This window comes from Scytonema hofmannii PCC 7110, from assembly GCF_000346485.2.
Classification (GTDB): domain Bacteria; phylum Cyanobacteriota; class Cyanobacteriia; order Cyanobacteriales; family Nostocaceae; genus Scytonema; species Scytonema hofmannii.
In genome coordinates this window covers 3,757,109-3,779,348 of the sequence record NZ_KQ976354.1, presented here as the reverse complement: position 1 = coordinate 3,779,348, position 22,240 = coordinate 3,757,109, and the positions used below count along the sequence as shown (strand labels likewise).

At 43.7% G+C, this 22,240-nt stretch carries 6 protein-coding genes; all 6 read right to left on the bottom strand.

Going from position 1 to position 22,240, the window contains the following annotated elements; all coding sequences use genetic code 11:
• The coding region (locus WA1_RS15535) for a non-ribosomal peptide synthetase (protein ID WP_148662958.1) at nt 1–13,233 on the bottom strand (13,233 nt) is incomplete at its 3' end.
• Nucleotides 13,234–13,999: 766 nt separating this feature from the next.
• Entirely contained in the window at nt 14,000–15,787 is a 1,788-nt protein-coding gene (locus WA1_RS15530) for an ABC transporter ATP-binding protein/permease (protein WP_017742678.1), read from the bottom strand.
• A gap of 790 nt (nt 15,788–16,577) precedes the next feature.
• A complete protein-coding gene (locus WA1_RS15525; RefSeq protein WP_017742677.1) occupies nt 16,578–17,495 on the bottom strand; it encodes a cupin-like domain-containing protein in 918 nt (305 codons plus the stop codon).
• A gap of 33 nt (nt 17,496–17,528) precedes the next feature.
• The gene (locus WA1_RS15520; RefSeq protein WP_017742676.1) at nt 17,529–18,419 is read right to left on the bottom strand and encodes a cupin-like domain-containing protein; all 891 of its coding nucleotides are present in this window, start codon (nt 18,417–18,419) and stop codon (nt 17,529–17,531) included.
• A 77-nt stretch (nt 18,420–18,496) separates the two neighbouring features.
• The gene (locus tag WA1_RS56965; RefSeq protein ID WP_017742675.1) at nt 18,497–18,673 is read right to left on the bottom strand and encodes a hypothetical protein; all 177 of its coding nucleotides are present in this window, start codon (nt 18,671–18,673) and stop codon (nt 18,497–18,499) included.
• Nucleotides 18,674–18,718: 45 nt separating this feature from the next.
• Complete coding sequence (locus WA1_RS15515) at nt 18,719–22,204, bottom strand: aminotransferase class III-fold pyridoxal phosphate-dependent enzyme (RefSeq protein ID WP_066612891.1); 3,486 nt, start codon at nt 22,202–22,204, stop codon at nt 18,719–18,721.
• Between the last annotated feature and the right edge of the window lie 36 nt (nt 22,205–22,240).

The following is a 22,240-nucleotide window of genomic DNA, read 5'->3' as shown; positions in this document are numbered from 1 at the left end:
TCCTGTTCCAGCCAGTTGTGTGGCTCTATCGGATGAAGCGAGATCAAAAGTTCGCTGATGCCAGAACACTAAATTTAACAATCCTTCATAGGCGATGGGCACTCCCTTAGGTGTTCCTGTGGAACCACTGGTGTAGATGGTATAAGCTAAATCAGTTGCGCGTACAACCGTGGCAGGGTTCTCCCCAGAGAACTGAGACACCAACTGCCAATGAGTATCTAGACACACAACTTGTGCCGGATGTGATGGGAATTTCTCCACAAGATGCTGTTGGGTCAACAGCACGGAAACTTGGGCATCTTCTAACATGAAGCTCAGGCGATCTTGGGGATATTCCGGATCGAGTGGCACGTAAGCTCCTCCCGCCTTGAGAATAGCCAACAGTCCTACCACCATGGACAAAGAACGTTCCACGCAAATGCCTACGAGCACATTCGCTCCCACTCCACGAGAGCGCAAGTAATGCGCTAACTGGTTGGCGCGAGAGTTCAACTCACTATAAGTCAGTTGTTGATTTTCAAACACGATCGCCACAGCATTTGGGGTACGAGCTACTTGCTCCTCAAATAACTCATGGATACACTTATCAACGGGGTAGTCTACCCTTGTATCATTCCACTCCACCAATAACTGCTGTTGCTCCGTTAGTGTCAGCAGTGGCAATTGCGAAATCTGCTCGTTGGGATTTGCCACAATCGCTTCCAGTAAGGTCACAAAATGCCCAATCATCCGCTCAATGGTGCTGCCATCAAACAAGTCCGTGTTATACTCCCATCCCCCCACAAGTCCTGTGGGCGTGTTCTCCATCGTAATGGTGAGATCGAACTTGGTCGTGGCTGTTTCTATGGGCAATGAACTCACCCTTAACCCGGTTAGCTCGACAACTGATGTGGGCGCATTTTGGAGGTCAAACATTACCTGAAACAATGGTGTATGGCTCAGGTCTCTTTCTGGCTGCAATGCTTCCACAAGCATTTCAAACGGTAAATCTTGATGTGCATACGCCGACAACGCCATCGACCGAATGCGAGTCAGTAATTCATTAAAGCTGGGATCGCCCGATAGGTCTGTGCGTAATACTAATGTATTGACAAAAAAGCCAATCAAAGATTCGATTTCACTGCGATGGCGGTTGGCGATGGGCGACCCTACCAAAATGTCCGCCACACCCGTGTAACGGGAAAGTAACGTATCAAATGCTGCTAACAACGTCATAAAGAGAGTACACCCTTGTTCCTGACTCAGGTGTATCAGTTTTTGAGTCAGTTCCACCGAAAGTGCGAACTTTTGATATGCGCCTGCGAAGGTTTGCACCGCGCCTCTGGGTCTATCTGTAGGTAATGGCAAGAATGTTGGTGCGTACTCCAGTTGTTGAAGCCAGTAACTCAATTGGCTTTGTCGGACTTCATTCTGGAACCATTGTCTTTGCCAAATGGCAAAATCTGCGTATTGAATTGGCAGTGGTACTAACGGTGAGGGTTGACCTTCACAATAAGCGTTGTACAATGCCGCCAGTTCCTCAACAAATACACCTATTGACCAGCCATCACAGACAATATGGTGCATGCACACTAATAACACGTGTTCCGTTTGAGACAGCACGACTAATGTTGCTTTGATTAAGGCTTCAGTTGCTAAGTCAAAAGGTTCAATCGCTTGCTGTTGAGCTAATTGCTGTGATGCTATTTCTTGTTCGTTGGAAGGTAAGTGCTGCAAATCAACCACTGAGACTTTCCAATTTGGGTTTGGGTGAATCAGTTGAGTTGCTTGTCCATCGACTGTAATGAAATTGGTACGTAATGCTTCGTGACGGTCAATAATTTCCACTAAGCTTTGTTCTAAAGCGGTGACACAAAGGTTTCCTTGCAAACGCAAAGCGGCTGGAACATTGTATGAAGCTTTGTTTGGCTCTAATTGGTCTAAGAACCACAACCTCTGTTGTGCAAATGAAAGTGGGAGTTCTGCACTCTCTGACCTTGGTAAGATGGACGTTTCATTAAGTGCCGCATTTTGTCGCTGTAACTGCTGTATCTGTTGCCCTAACTCCGCTACTGTTGGTGTCGTAAATAAGCTCCGTAACGAGAGTTCGACTTTGAAAACGCTGCGGATGCGCGAAACCAGTTGCGTTGCGAGTAGCGAGTGTCCTCCCAGGTCAAAAAAGTTATCGTGTCTGCCCACAGCCTCTACTTTCAGCACTTGTGCCCAAAGTTGTGCCAGCATTTCTTCCGTAGCGGTACGTGGGGCAACATATTTTTCTGGGAGTTCGCTGTGTCTATCTGGTGTGGGTAAAGCGCGACGGTCTACTTTGCCGTTAGGAGTGAGTGGTAGGGCTTCGAGGAACACAAAAGCATTTGGCACCATATACTCTGGCAGCTTTTTGCTAAGGAAGCTACGCAGAACGCTGAGTGTGGGTGTCACCTGTGGAAGCGGTACGATGTAGGCGACGAGGCGAAGATCCCCTGGGATATCTTCACGGGCAATGACTACAGATGATTCCACATACTCGTTTTGACCCAGGACTGCCTCAATTTCACCCAACTCAATGCGGAAGCCCCGAATTTTTACCTGGTTGTCGATGCGTCCTAGATATTCGATGTTGCCATCGCTTAAGTAACGCGCTAAGTCACCTGTTTTGTAAAGGCGTTCAGAACAGGATTGGTCTTCCTTGAGGACCCTGCGCCCCTGCGTCCCTGCGCCCCTGCTTCTTCTAAAGGGGTTGGGGATGAATTTTTCTGCTGTCAATTGGGGACGGTTGAGGTAGCCTCTTGCCAATCCCGCACCGCTAATGTGTAATTCTCCTGGCACACCCACAGGTACTGGCTGCAGGTGCGAGTCTAGAATGTAAACTTGTGTATTTGCGATCGGTCGCCCAATGGTCGGTGCGGTGCTTGCCCCTTTTTCGATGGAGCTATAGGTAGAGTAAGTAGTGTCTTCCGATGGACCGTAGAGATTTAATACACGCTCAGTTTGACTGTGCTGATAAATTTGCTGCACCAGTTGATTTTGCAGAGCTTCCCCAGCTAAATTCACTGTACATAGTTGCTGTGGTAAGTCCTGTTCTCGAATTAACTGTGCGATCGCAGAAGGAACTGTGTTGATCAAAGTGACTTGGTTTGCAGCTGGTATGCTGAATAAACGCAAAGCATTTTCAGCTACAATCACTTTTCCTCCCACACTAAGAGTCACAAACAATTCAAAGACTGAGAGGTCAAAACAGATAGAGGTAGAAGCTAAGACACCAGCAAGCTGCTCTGGTGTAAAAACTTCTTTGGCCCAACTCGCCAGAGCAACTGCACTGTGATGCTCGATCGCGACCGCCTTTGGTTTACCTGTAGAGCCGGAGGTATAGAGTACATAAGCTAGATTGGATGACTTGACCTCAGCTACAAAAGGAATGGTCTGAGTTTGAAACGGTTCTTGATGCTGAGTCTCTAAATACACAAGGCAAGCTGTGTGTTCGGGTAGTCTCTCAACAAGATGCTGTTGAGTCACCAGCACTGAGAGTTGAGCATCTTGCACCATGAAGCTCAGGCGTTCTTGGGGATACTCTGGGTCAAGTGGCACATAAGCCCCTCCCGCCTTGAGAATGCCCAAAAGTCCCACAACCATAGACAAGGAACGCTCCACACAAATGCCTACCAGTACATCCGCGCCCACTCCCAACGAGTGCAACTCATGGGCTAACTGGTTGGCACGGCTATTTAACTCATAGTAAGTCAGTTGTTGTTCTTCAAAAACAACCGCCACGGCATTCGGGGTACGCGCCACCTGCTCCTCAAACAACTGATGGATACACTTATCAACGGGATAGTCTACTTGAGTATCGTTCCACTCCACTAATAACTGCTGTTGCTCAGATGCTGTCAGCAGGGGCAATTGCTCAATCGGTTGATGTGGATTGGTGACAATCGCCGACAGCAAGGTCACAAAGTGCCCCAACATTCGGTCTATTGTCCCTCGTTCAAATCGATTGGTATCGTAGCTCACCTTCAGACACAATTGCTCGCCAGGGATAGCGACAACCGTGAGGGGATAATTCGTGTGTTCAATTCCCCAAAAATTAGAGAGCGTCAAACTGCCATTGTTTTCCAGAACAGCCGTATCTACGGGATAATTCTCAAATACGACAATGCTCTCAAATAAAGGTGTACCCCTGGGAATGTCACTCACGCCCTGAATCTCAACCAATGAGCAGTAGGAAAATTCTTCGGATTCCACCTGTTGGGTTTGTAAATCTTTCAACAAACTCAGCAGATCGGTGTTGGGGGAGATCTGCAAGCGCACGGGCACTGTATTGATAAATATCCCCACCATCGACTCCACACCGAGGAGCGTGGGGGGGCGACCAGATAAGGTGGCACCAAACACCACATCGGTTTCACCACTGTAGCGCGAGAGGAGCAATCCCCAACTCACCTGCACCAAATTATTTAGTGTCAATTGATGTTGTTTGACAAAATCCACGACTTGTGAAGTTGCGAGCGCGGATAAGTGAATGTGTTGTTCATCATAACGAGAATGCTGTTGCCGTTGTGAGAGTGGTTTATCGACTCTCAACGGTGTAGGAGCGCTAAAACCAAAGAGTTTTTGTTGCCAAAATTCTTTGGCAGAATTTAAATCTTGTTGCTGTAACCAACTAATATAGTTGCGGTAGTTGACAGTTGCTGGTAAGGATACACTTTCCCCATCACAAATGGCTTGATAACAGACAAACAAGTCTTGAAACACCAACGGTAACGACCAGCCATCAAGTAAGATGTGATGATGACACCAAACAAATTGATAAGTGTTCTCATCCAATCGCAGCAGATGTAGCCGCATCAATGGCGCTTGATGGAGTTGGAAACCCTGTTTTTGCTCCTCATCCAAAAAAGTCTCTAGTTGTGCTTGCTGCTCAGTTTTCGTTAGCCCTCGCCAGTCTAAAGTATTAATACTAACATCTAGCTGTCGATACACGATTTGCACGGGGGTACTTAAAGACTCCCAGGCAAAAGCCGTGCGGAAGATGGAATGCCGTGCTACCACCATCTGCCAAGCTTGCTCGAAAGCTCGGACGTTAAGGTTTCCTGCAAAGGTGCAAGCGATCTGCTCAAAATAGACGCCTGTGTCGGGAGCGTACAAACTTTCAAACAGCATCCCTTCCTGCATCGGCGATAACGAATAAATATCCTCAAGATTTTGCCAATGAATTTGACTCTGTTGTACGTTGGATGCTACTTTTGCTAAAATGAGATCCAGTTCTGACTGGTCGAGTTGGATCAGTGGAAAATCTGTGGGTGTGTAACCGACATTGTCCGGTTCTAAACAATGAGCAATCAGATTTTGCAACTCACAGACAAATTCTGAAGCCAGATGTTCGATGGTTGTCTGCGCGTGGAGATTGCGGCTGTATGTCCAATGTATTTGTAGCTGTTGGTCTGCAATGACGGCGTTAATGTCTAACGAAGTTGAGCGCTGACCTTGTAAGCTTTGGTCTTTTCCGCTTGATTCATCTGCCAGCGATATCAGAAACTCTCTGTTGAGAACTTGAGTAAATTGACCGAGATAATTAAAGCTAATCTGAGCCTTTGGAACTTTGTCAAGTTGACCACTTTGAACGGCGTCTTGATTGAGATAGCGCAATAAACCGTAACCGATGCCTTTGTTGGGAATTGCCCGTAATTGTTCCTTGACTGATTTTAAAACCTGGCCCAGATTCTCTGTATCTGAGAGTTTTAAAACCACTGGAAACATTGTCGTAAACCAACCGACGGTGCGTGATAAATCCACACCTTCAATAATATCTTCTCGCCCGTGTCCTTCTAAGTTAAACAACACCGACTTTGAGTCAACCCATCGGCTGACAGCCAGCACTAAAGCTGTTAATAAAACATCGTTAATTTGAGTTTTATACGCTTTCGGCACATCTTGCAGCAGCGCTTGCGTTTCACTGGAGTTTAATGACACTGAGACTGTGCAAGTAGACGCCACTGTATTGGCTCCATGAGCATGGTCTGCTGGGATGGAAGCCACTGCGGCGTTAGATATACTCAACCAATAATCCAGTTCTGATTTGAGGTGATTTGCTTGGGCATATTCTCTGAGGTGTTGCGCCCAATCTTTGAATGAAGTGGTTTTGGCTGGAAGTTGAATGACTTTACCTTGGCACAGCTGTGAGTATCCCGCGACCAAATCTTCTAATAAAATCCGCCAGGACACTCCGTCTACCACTAAGTGGTGAATGATGATGAGTAATCGTGCTCCTTTGTCAACTCCCAAACGGAATAATGCCACTTGCACCAAATTTTCTGATAAATTCAAACTCGCTTGTAGCGAATTGGCGGTGTTTTCTATCGCCCTTTGTTGCTCGCTATCAGGGAGTGTTGAGAAGTCAAAACAGGATATGATATTGCGATCGCAAAGCTCGGCATGAACCTGCTGCCAATTCGATTCTGTTTGTGTAAACCGCAAGCGCAGAGCATCGTGGTGTTTGAGTAATTCCTTCCACACCACCTCTAAGAACTCAATCTTAATATCAGTGGGAACTGTGAGCAAAAATGATTGATTAAAATGATGCGGCTGTGGCAATTGCTGCTCAAAAAACCATCGTTGAATGGGTGTTAAAGGTGATGCCCCAGTAACAAGTCCTTGTTCTATGAAAAGTGCTTTTGTTGTCAGAGCGACTGTGGCTAATTCGGCGATGGTTTGATTGGCAAACAGTTGTTTGAGGCTGAGTTCTATCCCAACGAGTTTTGCTTTGGCAATAATTTGAATGCTGAGGATGGAATCTCCCCCCAAGCTAAAGAAGTTATCATGTATACCGACAGCTTCGACTCTGAGGACTTGTGCCCAAATTTCTGCCAATTTGGCTTCTACTGGCGTGCGGGGTGCGACGAACTTGTCTTCTATTCCCGTGCGTGATTCTGGAATTGGTAAGGCGCGGCGGTCTACTTTGCCATTGGGGGTCAAGGGTAGGGATTCCAGGAGCACAAGTACGGAAGGTACCATGTAGTCTGGTAGCTTTTCCTTGAGGAAACTACGCAGTTCGTTCAGTGTAGGTCTTACGTGTTTTTGCGGTACGATGTAGGCCACCAGGCGTTTATTTCCAGGAATGTCAACGCGTGCGACAACCACGGATGATTGTACGTGCTCGTGTTGGCTCAGGACTGCCTCGATTTCACCCAACTCAATGCGGAAGCCCCGAATTTTCACTTGATTGTCGATCCGACCCAAGTATTCGATGTTGCCATCGCTTAAGAAGCGGGCTAAGTCACCTGTTTTGTAAAGGCGTTCAGAACAGGATTGGTCTTCCTTCACTCCCCAGCTCCTGTGCTCCTGTGCTCCCCTGCTTCTTCTCAAGGGGTTGGGGATGAATTTTTCTTGTGTCAATTCAGGGCGGTTGAGATAGCCTCTTGCCAAGGAAGCACCGCCAATGTGTAATTCTCCCGGTACACCAATTGGTACTGGTTGCAGATGTTTATCTAAAATGTAGACTTGTGTGTTGGCAATCGGGCGTCCAATCGGAGGCGATGTCTGCAATTGCTCCCGCGCAACTATCTGCCCAGAAGTTGTGACCACTGTATTCTCTGTCGGTCCATAATTATTTACAACTGAGAACGGCACTGAGGCGGATGGATATTGATGCAGCTTATCCCCTCCCGTGAGCAGATAACGCAATGCTAAATTTTGGGTCTTCCATTCCAAAGATAACAACTCAATAGCCACTGGTGTCGGTACAAAAGTGATGGTAATCTTGTTGTCGATCAACCACTGTTGCAAATTCACAGGCTCGGTGACGAGTTCGGATTTGACTAAGTAGAGGCTTGCACCTACGGTCAGGTAAGGCCAAATTTCCCACACCGCCGCGTCAAATCCTGTTCCAGCCAGTTGGGTAGCTCTATCGGATGAAGCGATTTCAAAAGTTCGCTGATGCCAGAACACTAAATTTAACAATGCTTCATAGGCGATGGGCACTCCCTTGGGCGTTCCTGTGGAACCACTGGTGTAGATGGTATAAGCCAAATCAGTTGCGCGTACAACCGTGGTAGGGTTCTCTCCAGAGAACTGAGACCCCACCTGCCACTGAGTCTCTAAACACACAACTTGTGCTTGATGTGATGGGAATTTCTCCACAAGATGCTGTTGGGTCAACAGCACGGAAACTTGGGCATCTTCTAACATGAAGCTCAGGCGTTCAGTGGGATATTCCGGGTCAAGTGGTACGTAAGCCCCGCCTGCCTTGAGAATGCCTAAAAGTCCTACAACCATTTCGATTGAGCGCTCTACACAAATGCCTACGAGCACATTCGCTCCCACTCCACGAGAGCGCAAGTAATGCGCTAATTGGTTGGCATCAGAGTTCAATTCACCATAAGTCAGTTGTTGATTTTCAAACACGATTGCCACGGCATTCGGGGTACGTGCTACTTGTTCCTCAAATAACTCATGGATACACTTATCGACGGGATAGTCTACCCTTGTATCATTCCACTCCACCAATAACTGCTGTTGCTCCGTTAGTGTCAGCAGTGGCAATTGCGAAATCTGCTCGCTGGGATTTGCCACAATCGCTTCCAGTAGTGTCACAAAATGACTGCTCATCCGCTCAATCGTGCTGCCATCAAACAAGTCCGTATTGTACTCCCACTCTCCCACAAGTCCTGTGGGCGTATTCTCCATAGATAAAGTCAGATCGAACTTGGTTGTGGCAGTTTCTACGGGCAATAAACTCAGAGTTAACTCAGTGAGATCGACAACTGATGTAGGTGCATTCTGGAGGGCAAACATCACCTGAAACAATGGTGTATGGCTCAGGTCTCTTTCTGGTTGCAATGCTTCCACAAGCATTTCAAATGGTAAATCTTGATGGGCATACGCCGACAACGCCATCGACCGAATCCGTAAGAGTAATTCGTTAAAGCTGGGATTACCTGAAAGATCTGCACGCAAAACTAATGTGTTGACAAAAAAGCCAATTAATCCTTCGATTTCGCTGCGATGGCGGTTGGCGATGGGCGACCCTACCAAAATGTCCGCCACACCCGTGTAGCGGTAGAGTAACGTATCAAATGCTGCTAACAGGGTCATAAAGAGAGTACACCCTTGTTCCTGACTCAGGAGTGTCAGTTTTTGAGTCAGTTCCACCGAAAGTGTACACGTTTGAGATGCCCCTGCGAAAGATTGTACCGCGCCTCTGGGTCGGTCTGTGGGTAATGGCAGGAATGTCGGTGCGTACTCCAGTTGTTGAAGCCAGTAACTCAATTGACTTTGCCGGACTTCGCCAAGCAACCATTGTCGTTGCCAGATGGCAAAATCTGCGTACTGAATTGGCAGTGGTGCTAACGGTGAGGGCTTACCTTCACAATAAGCGTTGTACAATGCTGCCAGTTCCTCAACAAACACACTTATTGACCAGCCATCACAGACAATGTGGTGCATGCACACCAATAACACGTGTTCTGTTTGAGACAACAGGACTAATGTTGCTCGGATTAAGGTTTCAGTTGCTAAGTCAAAAGGTTCAATTGCTTGAAGTTGAGCTAATTGCTGTGAAGTTGTTTCTTGTTCGCTCGAAGGTAACTGCTGCAAGTCAAGCACTGAGACTTTCCAATTTGGGTTTGGGTGAATCAGTTGAGTTGCTTGTCCATCGACTGTAATGAAATTAGTGCGTAATGCTTCGTGGCGATGAATAATTTCCACTAAGCTTTGTTTTAAAGCAGCAACACACAGAGTTCCTTGCAAGCGCAAAGCAGCTGGAATATTGTATGAAGGCTTGTTTGGCTCTAATTGGTCTAAGAACCACAACCTCTGTTGTGCAAATGAAAGTGGGAGTTCTGCACTCTCTAACCTTGGTAAGATGGGAGTGTCATTGAGTTGTGCATTTTGTTGCTGTAACTGCTGTATCTGTTGCCCTAACTCCGCTACTGTTGGTGTGACAAATAAGCTCCGTAATGGCAGTTCGACTTTAAAAACGCTGCGGATGCGCGAAACCAGTTGCGTTGCCAGTAGCGAGTGTCCTCCTAGCTCAAAGAAGCGATCGTGTCTGCCCACAGCCTCTACTTTCAGCACTTGTGCCCAAATTTGTGCCAGCATTTCTTCCGTGGGGGTGCGTGGCGCGACAGATTTTTCTGGGAGTCCGCTGTGTCGATCTGGTGTGGGTAAAGCGCGACGGTCTACTTTGCCGTTGGGTGTGAGTGGTAGGGCTTCAAGAAACACAAAAGCGTTTGGCACCATGTACTCTGGAAGCTTTTCAATCAGGAAGCTACGCAGAACGCTGAGTGTGGGTGTCACCTGTGGAAGCGGTACGATGTAGGCGACGAGGTATTTATCTCCTGGGGTATCTTCACGGGCAATGACACAAGAGGATTGCACGTCATCGTTTTGACCCAGAACTGCCTCAATTTCCCCCAACTCAATGCGAAAGCCACGGATTTTGACCTGGTTGTCGATTCGACCTAAGTATTCGATGTTACCATCGCTTAAGAAGCGGGCTAAGTCACCTGTTTTGTAAAGGCGTTCAGAACAGGATTGGTCTTCCTTGACTCCCCTGCTCCTGTGCTCCTGTGCTCCCCTGCTTCTTCTCAAGGGGTTGGGGATGAATTTTTCTGCTGTTAATTGGGGACGGTTGAGGTAGCCTCTTGCCAATCCCGCACCGCCAATGTGCAATTCTCCCGGTACACCCACAGGCACTGGTTGCAGATACTTATCTAAAATGTAAACCTGCGTGTTGGCAATGGGTCTTCCCAGGGGGATTGACTCGATATTCCTCTGCAATTGTTTCCCTAGCGGGTGACAACAGGTAAAAGTCGTGCTTTCCGTTGGACCATATCCATTAATGATTTGCGTACTTGGTAGCTTTTCGAGCGCTCTGTGGACGTGAGCTACCGAAAGTGCTTCCCCGCCAATCAGTAGCTGTCTAATCCCTGACAACGCTTGTACATTCTCATCAACTATGGCGTTAAATAAAGCTGCCGTCAGCCACACCACCGTAATTCCGTGTTTGTCGATGGCCTCACTCAGATTTTTCGCCGTCGGAATACTTTCTGGGAAAATCACGCACAACCCACCGTGCAACAAAGCTCCCCAAATCTCGAATGTGGAGGCATCAAAAGAAATGGATGCCATCTGAAGCCATTTTTGTGTTGCATCAAGATGAACGTAATCGACTCCAAACAACAGACGATTCACGCCACGGTGAATCACTTCCACTCCTTTAGGCTGACCTGTGGAACCCGAAGTGTAAATCACATAAGCCAAATCCGTGGCTTGGACTTCAGAGATTGGATTGTCTTGAGTTGATTGCGAAATTAACTGCCAGTCTGTATCCAAACCCACAACAATCGTTTGATGCTGGGGTAGTTTGTTCAGAAGTGACTGTTGAGTGAGCAACACGGAAATTCGAGCATCTTCAAGCATGAAGCTCAACCGTTCGGTAGGATAATCTGGGTCGAGTGGTACATACGCACCACCCGCTTTCAGAATTCCCAACAATCCCACCACCATCGACAACGAGCGCTGCACACAAATGCCGACGAGCACACCAGTTCCCACTCCGAGCGATCGCAGGTACTGCGCCAATTGGTTCGCACGGCAGTTTAATTCCCCATAAGTCAGTTGTTGATTTTCATACACCAGTGCCACTGCATTAGGTGTACGCTCTACTTGCTCTTCAAATAACTGATGAATACACTTATCATGCGGATAGTCTGCAAGAGTCTGATTCCACTCCACTAATAACTGCTGTTGTTCAGACGCGGTTAACAATGGCAATTGCGAAATTCGCTCGCCGGGATTTGCCACAATTGCTTCGAGCAATGTCACAAAATGACCACTCATCCTCTCAATTGTAATGCGCTCGAACAAGTCACTGTTGTAATTCCATGTCCCTGTGAGAGCTTCCGACTCATGAAGAATGCTTAAAGTTAAATCAAATGCTGCTCCTTTTATCGGTGTCGTTATCGATTCCACAACCAACCCATCACTGTTTGTGAGTGACTCTTCGCCACTCTGATGCGGTCGATCCCAGGCAAACGCTACCTGGTAGAGTGGTGAATAGCTCGGGTCTCTCACTGGTTGCAGTCGCTCCACCAGCAGTGGAAACGGATACTCTTGATGCTCTAGCGCATCTAACACGCACAAGCGCGTTCGCCCTAGCAACTCTTCAAAGCTGGGATTTCCTGACAGGTTGGCTCGCAACACCACAGGGTTGGTAAAATAACCCAGAATCTTTTCAAATTCAAGGCGGCGGCGATTCACCATTGGCGAACCAATTAAGATATCTTCTTGACTTGTGTAACGAAATAATAATATTTGTAATGCTGTTAATAATACCATATAAAGCGATGCACGCTTTTTCTTCGCCAATTGAGTGAGGGATTGCTGCAGTTTTTCTTCGAGACGAAAAAACAGGGAATCGCCTCGATAGCTTTGGCTGTGCGGTCTGGGTCTATCCGTGGGCAAATTCAGCACTGGCAACTCGCCACAGAGTTGTTGCCGCCAGTAATTCCACAAACTCTCCCCCTTTGACCCACTCAGCATTTCCGCTGACCAGTTGAGGTAATCGCGATACTCGCACTTGTGTACGGGTAATAATGGCTCGGTGTCTTTTGTCAAAGCTTCATATAAGACTTTCAGTTCATCCAGCATGATTTCTGAAGACCAGAAATCCGTGATTATATGATGCTGCGTGATTAACAGAATCTGTTCTGGTGTTGGCGTGTGATTGATTAACACGCGCCAGCGCAATAATGGCCCGACTTCTAAGTTGAAAGGGCAAGCGCTGGTTTGTAATAGCCAGTCGTTGATGTCATCAGGACTCAGGGCAAAAGCGTTTTCGACACTAAAGTCCACTGGCTGGTGTTTGTGAACTGTTTGTACAGGTTCGCCGTCAATGGTTGTAAAGGTCGTCCTCAAAACAGGATGCCTTTCAACTAAAGCCTGCGCTGCCTGCTCCAGGGCGGAAATCTCTAAATTTGTGACTAATTTGGCTGCGTAGGTGATGTTGTAGGCCGAACTTTCTGGTGCTAATTGATACAAAAACCACAGTGCCTTTTGACCTTGAGACAGGGGATAACTCGCTGACCCATCGCTGCTCTGGGATAGAATTCGGAGAATTTCTGGTTTGTATTGCTTCATTGAAGCTAATAACTCCGGGCTGAGTGCGTTTTCTGGTCCTCGGTAACGCAGCTTGTCCCCCTCAATCCACAGTTCTACATTCTTTGCTGAAAGATTTTCTAGCAGCTCTGTTAGATTCATAATTCTCCTTCAACATAATTGTTTTGACCAGACACAGACTGCTCACTTTTTGCAGAGAGGGTCAGTAGGCGGAGTAGAAATTCAATTCCTTGGCTGAACTACCTTCTGATACCACAGTGAGAATCATCATAACTACGCCAAGAAGACCCAGCCCAACCTGTTTTTTAACAATTTTTTAACGATTTCGTCCATTATGGTTACTTAAAATCTTTGCGCTTTAACAAGAATTCAGGAGCCAGGAACCAGAATAAGCGAATGAATTCTGTGCGATTGGGGCATGAATAGAGAGGTTTAAATCCCCCACCAAAATTGTTCGCGTAATGTCTCCAAAAGAAGATTTGGTGGCGCTTCTAGAATAGCAGTCAAATCCCTAATTGATTGATTTTGACAACTAACTTTTGACTCTTGAGTTTTGTTTTAATTTAGACACTACTGATGGTACAACAATTTACCTGGATTTGATCGGTAAACCCAAAATTTTTTTCAACCGGCGATCGCTGATTGGGGAGTGTGGCGAGCACTGAAGCAAACGGATTCAAAATCTGTCAAATTTAGCTTAACAAAAATACGTGTACTTATGTGTAGATACTTGTAAATTATTTAAGTTAAATGAAGCCAATAATTGGAAAAAACACGCCCGCGATTAGAAATCGGGGCTATACAAACAAAGTTCTTACCTTTCTGACTTTGTTTGTATAGCAAGAGAATTCTATTTTGAGGGCAATATGCCAAATCGGGATGCTCCCGCATCAAGAGCATTCTCTGCTTAACCAAACCTTGTTGCGTCAGCTTTTTGAACAAGATAATCTTGTACAGTTGAAAGTTGCCAACTGGAATCTTGTAATAGCTCCAAAACCCATTGATGATAATTAAACAGGCTTTCTCGATGTCCTACACTAATAAAAGTTGTTTGACTTGCTTGTAACTCTCGATATAAATTACCTTCATTATTCAAATCTAAGGCACTTGTTGCTTCATCTAAGATAGTATAATTCGGACGGGTGACTAATATCCTCGCAAATGCAAGACGTTGTTGCTCTCCTAACGAGAGTATATTTTCCCAAGGAACTTCTGTATCAAAGCCATCAATACGGGTCAGCAAGTTTTGCAGGTTAACCTGTTGCAAAACATCTTCGAGTTCTCGATCGCTCATTTGACGGGTCGTTTGAGGATAAAGTAACTGTTCGCGCAATGTTCCTAAAATTATATAGGGACGTTGGGGTAAAAATAACACTTCTTCTCGGGGAGGTCGCACCACACGACCAGTTCCTGCATTCCACAAACCTGCGATCGCTCTTAATAAAGAGCTTTTCCCACGACCACTAGGACCTATAATTAATAAACCTTCTCCTGGTTGAACAGAAACTGATAAGTTTTCAACGATTACCTGCTCATAGTCTGGTGTTTGTAAGGTGACATTCTCGAAAGCCAGACGGTTGTCTTCAACTGTTTTAATTGTACTCAAATTCTCTGGTTGTTTGGTAACGTCTTCTAATGCATTTGAAAACTGACTCAATCGCTCAACATAACTGGAAAACCTTCCTGAATTTCCAAATTCATTAATTAATTCTCCCATAGCACTAGCAAACAGACTGCAAGCAACAGCCGCTTGGGTAATTTCTCCCAATTCCATTTCTCCTCTAAACTGTAAAGGCGCAAGTACTATATAGGGAGCTATTTGGAAAACAGATTGATATCCTCTACTATAAATATCTTGATTTCTCTCCCAAGATATCTTGCGTTTAGCATTTTCCACTAAATTCATAAATCTACGTTTAATTATCTTTAATTCTTGGTTTTCTCCATGAAAAAAAGCTATAGATTCAGCATGATTGCGAACATGAGTTAGCCCGTAAGTGAAGTCAGCTTTCGATTCGAGTTCCTCTTGATTAATGCTATTCAATTCTTGAGTCAAGTAAAGAGCAATTAAATTCCCTAGGATTGTATAAACAACCAAACCAATTGCCATAAATTGCGAAATTGACCAGAGAATTATAAAAAACACTGTTATCTCCAGCGTTTTTTCTATAAAAGTAGCGGAAAAGTTAAGAGCATTGCTGGTAATTGGCTCGATTTCTTGAGATAAACGTTGATCTGGATTATCAATCTTGGATTGAAAATTTATTTTATAATAGGCTCTTTTGCTAAAATATTTTTCTACTGTATAATCATTTAGCCATTGATACCAATCAAGAGCGATTTGTTTTCTGACGAATTTAGAAAATCCGGCTAAGAGTGTCACAAAGATGAGAGCAAAACCGTAAAGCCATAATGTATTAAGAAATTTCGTAACGTCTTTTTGTTCAACAATGATATCAAGTAGATAGCGATTAACGAAGCTATTAAAAGCTGTTAAACTTACTACCAAGGTTATTAGTAATAATAACAGCGCCAGCATCCCCCATGCCCGAATCACATCAGAAAATGCTCTTTGCCCTGGCTTTGTCGGATACCAATAAGGTTCTGCGATCGCTATTACACTCTGCCAAAATTGATTAAAACCTGGAGAAGAATCATTCTCTGATTTTTTATTAATAAAAGTTGTAGATTCCATATTGAAAAATTTAATTTAGTTTTTTAGTCTGACTGATGAATTAAAAGAATTAAGTCCTTTAGAATCAACGTTCATAGCAACTATGAGAGGCTAGAGGGGATTTTCGAGAATCAAACTCCTTTCATTGCGATCGTGTACTTTGCGATAGTATACCTTGAAAGCTACCCCTATAGTCGATGGGAGTCAGTCGTGGGCGGATTTTGCTTCGTAAACAATACCACGTACAGTAAAGCAATTTTTTTACAAAATCCACAAGGTAAGAATTCAATACTTGTCGGTAGAAAATACGTAAGTTGGGTTGAGGAACGAAACCCAACATTTACAGACATTTGTTAGGTTTCCATACGGATTTACCAACCTACAATTTCCTTTTTAGCCCACTCTATTTAGAGGATGTTTGAAAAGTCATGATTCATGTATTAAATATTTTTTACCCCACCCTAACCCGGACCTAGGAAAGGGGGGACCAATGGGGGGTAATAATGTGATTAAAATCACAGCCAATCACTTTTCAAACATCATTTATGATTCCTATAATATAAATAAATTTTATAATCAACTTATTATAATAACAACTCAAATATCACAAATAGAATAAAGACGCGCCATGGCGCGTCTCTACATTTATGTATTAATGAAAATTACTATTATAATAGTACTATTTTCTAGAGAAAAAATAGCTAATTGGTGGAGAAACAATAAATCCGTATTTCTCACGCCGTGCGTGAGAAATACATCTTTTTTTAAAGTCAGATTTGAACCAACCCCTGAAAGATTTTTTTTCAAATACCTAGACAATTTTCTTATTAGAAATTCGAACTACAAAGTCCTTAATAAGTTTCCAATATGGATTAGTTCTTTGTAGTATAATTGCCCAAAAAAACTTAGGTCTTTGTATCAAAATTTGCTTTGCCTGTGGTGTAAGATAGTCTTTCAAATTCGCCTGCCACCAGAAATTAACAGCAATATTGATCTGGTCAAGAGAATAAACTTGATGCCACCAAAAGGCTGGAATAAAAAGCATTTCGCCTGGTTCCAGTACACACTCCATAGATTTTGCATTTTGAAATTTTGGAAATTTATCAAGGTCAGGTTTGTCAATATTTACGTGACTCATGTGTGGTGTTTTTGAATGCACGGAAAAAGGATATAAAAAAGCAGTTTGTTTTGGCTCAAACAACAAGATGCGCTTTCGACCGCGCACCTGAGATAATAGATTTTTTGCTGCATCCCAATGTAATGGAGTGGTATTACCACCAGTGCCCATCCATAGATTTGACACCATCAGTAAATTTTTATTAATGTAATCTGGAGTTTCAATATCTGGAAATAGTTCTGGAAAAGAGCTTTCAATGGGATGTTGTTGAAGGTAATAATACTGGTCAGATTTTCTACCATTGAGAATCCAATTCGTGAAGTCGGTAAACTGCATTTTTGTGCTTGGAAACGTATCCTCAGTTTCTGGATCGAAGGTGAAGATTTTGTTTTTAGAAACGTTGACGTTAATTTCTTTGTTACCTACCACACTATTCAAATAATCAATTGACCATAAATCAAATGCTTTCCACTCAGCTATTTTTTCAGTAATGATAATTGGTTGTGTATAAGAGCGAGTTACTTGTTTAAATTCCTCTGGTGTAGGTTTGTGAATGCGTTCAATTTTCTTTACTGAAGTTTGAGCCACTTGATTTTCTACATGGATGTTCATAAATTTTCCTCATTTTTATTTTTGATTCTTTCCCTACAAGCTAGACCATTTTTTTTCATACAGTTTTTTTGCAAAGTCCTTCAAAATATACCAAACCTGTTTGGGATTTTGTATCAAAATTCGCCTTGCCTGTGGTGTAAGATAGTCTTTCAAATTCGCCTGCCACCAGAAATTAATAGCAATATTGATCTGGTCAAGAGAGTAAACTTGATGCCACCAAAAGGCTGGAATAAAAAGCATTTCACCTGGTTCTAGCGTACACTCTATGGATTTTGCATTTTGAAATTTTGGAAATTTATCAAGGTCAGGTTTGTCAATATTTAAGTGACTCATGTGTGGTGTTTTTGAATGCACGGAAAAAGGATATAAAAAAGCAGTTTGTTTTGGCTCAAACAACAAGATGCGCTTTCGACCGCGCACTTGAGATAATAGATTTTTTGCTGAATCCCAATGTAATGGAGTGGTATTACCACCAGTCCCTATCCACAGATTTGACACCATAATTAAATTTTTATTAACATACTCTGGAATTTCAATATCTGGAAATAGTTCTGGAAAAGAGCTTTCAATAGGAGTTTGGTAAAGATAATAGTAGTGGTCAGCTTTTTTTTCATGGAGAATCCAATTCGTGAAGTCAGTAAACGGCATTTGTATGCTTGGTAAAATAAAGTCATTTTCTGGAGCAAAGGTGAAAATTTTATTTTTAGAAATGCTGATCTTAACTTCTTTGTTACCTACCACACTATTCAAATAATCAATTGACCATAAATCAAATGCTTTCCACTCAGCTATTTTTCCAGTAATGATAATTGGTTGTGTATAAGAGCGAGTTGCTTGTTTAAACTGTTCTTGTGTAGGCTGATAAATACGTTCAATTTTCTTTACTGAAGTTTGAATCACTTGATTTTCTACATGGAGCTTCATAAATTTTCCTCATTGTTTATTTTGAATTTTCTTTTGTGAAAGGAAGAAACGTTATCTCACAATTATAGGATTTGCATCTATGCTTGACTCCTCACTGCCATCAAAACACCACTTTTGGACATAACTATAAACATCACTTCAATACTGCTCGGATAAGGGAAAATCCAACAAATGTCTGTCAATGTTGGGTTTCGTTCCTCAACCCAACCTACGTATTTTTGGATTTTTCGGCTTAACCGACAAGTATTAAACATCACTTAACTTTCCAACTGGCTGAGTGTGGGTATGAATATTTCTTCCTAGTGCTTCACTGCTTCTGGTGGCTTGACTGAATGTTTGGGCAAGAATCCTCCAGAGCGCAACGCCTCTGTGCTATTCTTAACAGCCTGAATGATACGATCGATGTCTTGGTCTGTGTGTGCTGTGGACAGAAAACAGTTGCGTCCTTCCCAAATATAAATACCCTCGACTAGTAGGTGATAGAACAATAAGTCTAAATTTCCTGAGAAGGAGAAGCGAAACAGCGAACCAAAAGAGACAATTTTAATAGGTACGTTTTCTTCATCGAAATAAGTATTAAGTGTTGTAGCTAACTGTGATGTGCGTTGATTTAACTGCTGCTGTAAGGTAGAACCTTGATTTTTGAGATACTGAAGAACTGAACGTGCAGCCGCCATACCTGTGTGGTTTTTGTTGAAGGTTCCGGCGAAAAATGTCTTTTCAGCTTCAGGATAGGAAGCGTCTCCGTAGTTCCACAAACCACCATCGATTCCATTCATGTAGGTCGCTTTACCAGCGACGACCCCAATGGGCATTCCGCCACCAACAATCTTGCCATATATGGCTATGTCTGCCTGAATGCCAAACCAAGCCTGTGCTCCACCTGGATGGATGCGGAAGCCTGTAAGAACTTCATCAAAGATGAGCGCACATCCCGATACTTGTGTCAAGTGTCTTAATTCTCGTAAAAACTCTTGAGGTTGTAAATGGGGTTGACGACTCTGTACAGGTTCAACCAATACGGCAGCTAACTCATGACAGCAAGTTTGTAAAAGCTTAAGAGATTCAGGATTTCCATAATCAAGTACCATAACATCTTGAACTATTTGCTGCGAGACTCCAGAAGTCATCGGTACCCCGATCGTCTGCCCGTTAAGCGCTGTGGCTAAAACTCCATCAAAATGACCGTGGTAAGAACCAGCAAATATAACTATCTTGGTACGACGTGTGGCTGTGCGTGCCAAACGCAGCGCTGTCATCACTGCTTCTGTACCTGAATTACAAAAGGTAACGCGCTCCATGCCAGTCAGTTCACAAATTAACTCGGCAACCTCTCCCGCTAATTGTGACTGTGGACCAATTTGCAGACCCAAATCCATCTGCTCTTGTACGGCGTTTGTCAGAAAAGATGGAGCATGACCAAACAGAAGCACCCCAAATCCCATTGTAATATCTACATACTCATTACCATCTACATCCCAAAATTTAGAGCCTTTTGCTCGTTCGCCAACGATAGGATAAACCATTTCTTTAGTAGAAAGACGAAATCCTGCTACGGCTCTGCTATCTGCTAAAACTTGACGATAACTCTGTGCTCGCTGCTTTGATTTTTCAGTACGCTTGTTATAAAGCGCAATCAATGCTTCTAGATGTTGTTGCTGTTGTTGGCTTAGCCCTTCTATAGAATTTAAATATAGTGTTGTCACTTCTTTTGGTTGGTTGTTTTCAAAAGAAGGAATAATAGGCGTTTTTATTTGAGCATTCGGTTGAAATTTTCCATTCTGCGACGACAAGAAATGTGTTGTAGACAAGCCGTTATTTTGCAAGAATTCTAACTGCTGAGATACAACTTGTGACATACTTTGAGATATGACTTCTAGTTGCTGCCTCATAATTCGTTCTAAAGTAGTCTCTGATGTCGTTTCTCCTTTTTCTATATCCTGTGTACTGGAAGTTGGTGGCTTTGCAAATGTGACAGCTATAGTTGGTTGAGTTTGTTGTTGCACTGTTCTTTCTGGTTCAGACTCAACTTGTTGTGAATCTGCAAGAGTCCACTCTGGGGAAAGATTTTGATAAATGTAGGTTGCCAGTGTATCAATATTTGGTAATTCTTCAAAGAACTGACGAATAGTAATTTTGAAACCGTAAGTATTTTCAATCGCTCGTACAGCATCCATCAGCGCTATTGAATCAGCACCCATTTCTAAGAAGTAAGTAGAAAGCCCCACTTCGTCTGGATCTGTTTTCAGTAAATTTGCTACTAAAGAACGCAATTGGAAAAGGATCTTGTCCCGTGGTATTCTTGTAGAGGGGGCAGTCATTTCAAACTGGTTTTCTTTTTCTCTCGATTTGTTATTCTCAGATTTGTCTTGATTGCTATTCAATTTATTGCCATTGAGGGGAAAGTTTTCAAACCAGTAACTTTTTCGCTGAAAAGGGTATGTCGGGAGCGATAAAACTCTTCTTAAGTAGCCCTCATCAAATCCCATCCAGTTGATATCTGCTCCTTGTACGTAAAGACTTGATAAGCTGAAAAGCAATGAATTCCAGTCATCCTTTTCTTGAGTTAAAGAAGATAACCAAGTTGTAGTTCCTTCCTGCTGACAATGTTTCCCTAAACTTGAGAGAATCGGTTTTGGCCCGATTTCTAAAAATAACTCGTAGCCCTGCTTAAACAGAGTATCAATCCCCGTCATAAATTGCACAGTTTTTCGAGTTTGGCGAATCCAATACTTAGCATCAAGAATCTGTCCTGGTTGTATTATCTGACCAGTCAAATTGGAAATGAGTGGAATTTGCAAGGCTTGAAACTGAATCTGGCTCGCATATTGTTCAAATGTATCTAACATTTGTTCCATGAGAGGAGAGTGAAAGGCATGAGAAACTCTTAAGCGTCTGGTTTCAACTCCTTGTGTTGCTAGAATAGCCACAACTGCTTCTATTGCTCGATCTACACCGGAAATGACAATATTCCTTGGACTATTAATGGCAGCTACCGAGATTTCTTGCAAGTAGGGTTGAATGGCTGCTTGCACTGTTACCTCATCAGCAAACACAACTACCATCTCACCTTCTTGGGGAAGTGCTTGCATGAGACTGGCTCCCTTTGCTTTAAGCTTGAGTCCTTGTTCCAAATTAAAAGCCCCTGCGATACAAGCCGCCACATATTCTCCCACACTATGACCTATGACTACAGAAGGTTTAATGCCCCAAGACTGCCATAACTCTGTTAAAGCATATTCCAGAGCAAATAAAGCAGGTTGAGTGTAAGCAGTTTCATTGATAAAGGAACTGTCTTCAGTTGATGGGTATAAGACTTCGAGCAGGGGTTTTTCTAGATCGGGACGTAAAATCTCATTTGCTAGGTCGATGATTTTGCGGAAGGTAGGCGCTTGTTCATACAGCTGGCGTCCCATATTTATATACTGGGAACCTTGACCGGTATATAAAAACGCGAGTCGAGGACGCTGATTCTTTCGTGATTGACCGCTGACGAGTGTCGCAGCCTTCTTTCCAGCGATAAACGCATCCAGCACCTCTTGCAACTGTATAGTAGATTCAGTAACAACAGCTAACCTGTGTTCAAAATGCGATCGCCTTGTATTAGCAGAAAAACAAATATCTGCCAACGGTTCTGTTGGCTCATCTGCTAAAAATGTTTGGTAACGACCAACCAGATCTGATAGAGCCTGCTCGCTTTTTGCGGATAGGGTCAGCAAGTGCAGCGATCGCTCAATTTCTTGTTGTTTTTGCTCGGTGTCTTTTGCTTTTTGACTTGGCTCCATTTGAAAGACTCCTGCTGTTTGTATGGACGAGGTGCT